This is a genomic window from Thermus sp., from assembly GCF_037444525.1.
GTDB lineage: Bacteria > Deinococcota > Deinococci > Deinococcales > Thermaceae > Thermus.
On record NZ_JBBIMD010000103.1, the window covers coordinates 1 to 3,412 of the forward strand.

5 protein-coding genes and 1 pseudogene are annotated in these 3,412 nt (G+C 65.9%); 3 read left to right on the top strand and 3 right to left on the bottom strand.

The genetic code is table 11. From position 1 onward, the window contains the following. A pseudogene (locus WKI94_RS11615) lies at positions 1-148 on the top strand (transposase); the annotation flags it as partial. Positions 149-172: 24 nt separating this feature from the next. Here WKI94_RS11615 and WKI94_RS11620 read toward each other — a convergent pair. The 3 genes from WKI94_RS11620 to WKI94_RS11630 are packed head-to-tail and all read right to left on the bottom strand — an operon-like array spanning position 173 to position 2,240. Further along, positions 173-784, bottom strand: a complete 612-nt coding sequence (locus WKI94_RS11620; RefSeq protein WP_337845887.1) for a thiamine diphosphokinase — start codon at positions 782-784, stop codon at positions 173-175. Next, entirely contained in the window at positions 781-1,734 is a 954-nt protein-coding gene (locus tag WKI94_RS11625) for an ABC transporter ATP-binding protein (protein WP_337845888.1), read from the bottom strand. The genes WKI94_RS11620 and WKI94_RS11625 overlap by 4 nt, the downstream gene beginning before the upstream one ends. A gap of 59 nt (positions 1,735-1,793) precedes the next feature. Next, positions 1,794-2,240, bottom strand: a complete 447-nt coding sequence (locus WKI94_RS11630; RefSeq protein WP_337845889.1) for a cytochrome c — start codon at positions 2,238-2,240, stop codon at positions 1,794-1,796. A 376-nt stretch (positions 2,241-2,616) separates the two neighbouring features. On the opposite strand from WKI94_RS11630, the gene WKI94_RS11635 reads away from it, so the two are divergent. Both WKI94_RS11635 and WKI94_RS11640 read left to right on the top strand, forming a co-directional pair. After that, on the top strand, positions 2,617-3,036 hold the full coding sequence (locus WKI94_RS11635) for a thioredoxin family protein (RefSeq protein ID WP_337845891.1): 420 nt from the start codon (positions 2,617-2,619) through the stop codon (positions 3,034-3,036). Further along, positions 3,029-3,412: thiosulfate oxidation carrier protein SoxY (locus WKI94_RS11640; RefSeq protein ID WP_337845890.1), on the top strand; the 384-nt coding region annotated here is incomplete at its 3' end. The genes WKI94_RS11635 and WKI94_RS11640, both read left to right, overlap by 8 nt.

Genomic DNA, 3,412 nt, shown 5'->3' on the forward strand with positions numbered 1-3,412 from the left:
ACTACAACGGGCGGAGGCCGCACCGGGCTTTGGGGGGTCTTGCGCCCTTGGAGTTCCTGGCTAAGCTCAAGGAGGAGGGGGTCCCCACAGAGTCTCAAATGTGCTGGCCAACTACAACCCCTTTACAACTCCGCAAACTGGTGTATAATAAAGGCGTACTCCAAGGAAAGCCCTAGAAGAGGTAGAGCACGGCCCGGCCTGCCGCCACCTCCACCCGGATGGGCCCTAAGGCCTCGTTCTCCAGGGTGAGGGTGGTGGTCCCTAAAGGGGTAGGGGGGAGGTTCCAGCGGGCCCCTTCCACCCCCAAGGTGGCCTCGGGGTAGGGGAGGAGGCTGAAAGGGGTGCCGGGGGGGAGGGGGAAGGTGTGCGCCCCGGGGAGGAGGGGGAAGGCCCGGGTGAGCCCGTCCGTGAGCTCCACCTCGAGGCCTTTTTCGGCCAGGGCGAAGGCCAGGTTCAGGTGGGCCAGGGTGTGGTCCAGCCGGCCCCCAATCCCCCCAAGGAGGCGGACCTCCCCCGCCCCCAGGACCAGGGCCCGCTCCAGCAGGGCCTCCCCGTCCGTCTTGCCCTTGGCCCGGGGGAGGGTCTCCTTGGGGGCCTCTAGGGCCTCCTGGAGCCAGGGGGGGCTTGAGTCCATGTCCCCAAGCCAAAGCTCCGGCACTACCCCGAGGGCCAGGGCGTGCCGGGCCCCGGAGTCCGCGGCCAGGAAGCGGTAGCCCGTAAGCCTCTCCTTCAGGGCCTCCGTCACCAGAAGGGGCCCGCCTAAGAGCAGGGCGAAGCGCTTCATCCTTCCTCCAGGGGGAGGGCCAGGCTGGGCTCCAGGGCGAGGGGGAAGGGGGTGCCTTCTTTCGGGCCCTCGGGGGCCTCGAGGTAGAGCCTGACCCCCCTTACCCGCACCCAAAGCCCCACCCGGCCCCCAAAGAAAAGCCGCTCCTCCACCACCCCTTCCAATCCCCCGCCGGGCCTTAGGGCCCTTGGGGGAAGGAGGTGGGGCCGTGGGGGAAGGCCCAGGGCCTCGCTCTCCTTGGGGGAGAGGAGGTTTTTGTGGCCGAGGAAGCGGGCGGTCCAGGCGTCCTTGGGCCTCTCGTAGACCTCCTCCGGCCGCCCCACCTGCACCACCTGCCCCGCTCTCAGGAGGGCCAGGCGGTGGGCCAGGAGGAAGGCTTCCTCCTGGTCGTGGGTCACCAGGAGGGCGGTGACCCCCTCTTCCCGCAGGGTCTTCCGCAGGAAGAAGAGGAGCTCCTCCCTAAGCCTTCGGTCCAGGGCCCCCAGGGGCTCGTCCAGGAGGAGGAGCCTGGGCCTTGGGGCCAGGGCCCGGGCCAGGGCCACCCGCTGCTGCTCCCCTCCGGAGAGGGCCTGGGGCTTCTTCTGGGCGTGGGGGGTGAGCTCCATCCTTGTAAGGAGCTCGGCCACCCGCCTTTCCCGCTCCCCTTTGGGCCAACGGGCCTCCACCAGCCCGAAGGCGATGTTCTCCGCCACGGTGAGGTGGGGGAAGAGGGCGTAGTCCTGGAAGAGGAAGCCCACCTTGCGCCTTTCGGGGGGGAGGTGGGTGAGGTCTTCTCCCCTAAAGCGCACGAAGCCCCGGTCCGGGGGGAGGAGGCCGGCGACGAGCTTCAAAAGGGTGCTCTTTCCGCTCCCCGAGGGCCCCAAGAGGGCCAGGACCTCCCCTTCCGCCGCCTCCAGGTGGGCCTCGAGGCGGAAGCCGGGAAACGCTTTCTTTAGGCTAAGCTCCAGCACCCTCCCATTAAAGCAGAGGCCCCGGGAACCTCCCGGGACCGCCCAGGGCTCGTACCCCTTTACTTCAGGCCAATCTTCTTCCGCTCCTCCAGCACCTGCTGGGGGGTGAGCTTCTTAGCCCTCAAGGCCTTCACCTCGGCGGCGGTGAAGGGCTTGAAGTCCTTCACCTTCTTGTCGTCCCCCCAGGCGGTGGCGAGGTGGTTCAGGAGGGCGGCGATCTCCTCGTCCTTGAGCTGGCCGAAAGCGGGCATGGCCCCGTTGTACTTCATCCCCTTTACCTCAATCGGGCCCTGGAGGCCGTTGAGGAGAACCAGGATCAAGTATCCCCGCCCGCCCTTGAGGCTCAGGATCTCGCTCAAGTGGCCCGCCAGAGCCGGGAAGGCCCCGGGCACGCCCTGCCCGGTGGCTTGGTGGCACCCCGCGCACTGGCCGTAGAGCTTAGCGCCGTCTGCCTGGGCCAAGGCCAGGCTGCCCAAAACCAGAAGCCCCAAAAGGATCCGCTTCATCGTTAACCCTCCTGGGGATAGGGTATTTTGTCCCCAAGCATGCGTCAAGGGGTGTAACTTTAGCTTCGCTTAAGCTAGTGCGCAGGGGCTTTGGGTAAAAGAACGGCCGGTTGGGGTCTCCCTTGGCCCATGCCCTTAGGGGTTAAGTTGGGGGCGTTCGCGTTTACCCGTATTGGGTTTTCCCTTGCGGAAAGCGTTGGCCGGACCTCCCCGGCATAAAGGGGCCAAGTCCTTGTTTGCTTGGGGAACCCCGGCTTGTCCGCGGTTCAGTCTCCTTTGTGAAGGATGTATTTTGTTGACAAGCTCCTAGGGGTGCGGTAAGGTACAAATGTACCTGGGTTGTACCCATGTGGGGTAGTGTATGCACCGCTACGGGATGGCAGCGCTCCTGATGGTTCTCCTGGGGTGGGTGAAGGGCGCCCAGGACGATTTCGCCCGCTGGTACCCTTACGGCCAGGCCTTGGCCCTGGCCCAAGCCCACGGGCGGGTGGTCATGGTCTACTTCCACAGCGCCCACTGTCCCTACTGCGACCAGATGAACACCTTCGTCCTCTCGGACCCCAGGGTGTCCGGACTCCTAGAGGGCCGCTTTGTGGTGGCCTCCGTGCCCACGGACACCCTCGAGGGTCAAGACCTGGCCCGGCGCTACCGGGTGCCGGGCACCCCCACCTTTGTCTTCCTCGTCCCCAAAGGGGGGGCGTGGGAAGAGGTGGGCCGGCTTTTTGGCAGCCGGCCCCGGGCGCAGTTTTTGGAGGAGCTGCGCCAGATGTGCGCCAAAGGAGGTGCGTGTGAATAGGCGAGGTTTTCTCAAGACCACCGGCTTGGCCCTCGGGGCCCTGGCCGTAGCTGGCCTTCCAGCAAGGGCTCAGGCCCTGGAGGGCGAGGATCTGGCCCACCTGGAGAAGGCCCTCCAGGAGACTTTGGGCAAGGGCTTTAAGGACCTCACCCCCTCGGATGCCATCAAGCTCAACATGCCCGCCATCGCGGAGAGCGGGGCCAACGTGCCCGCGGAGGTGGAGGTGAGCCTGCCCTCGAGCCAGATCAAGGCTATCCATCTCTTCGCACCCCCCTTTCGGTTATTCACCTGCATAGACCTTGACAGGACAAAAGGAAAGGGGGTCTTTGGTTCTTATGAACACACCCAAGACCCCCATACCCAGTCTACCTCTCCC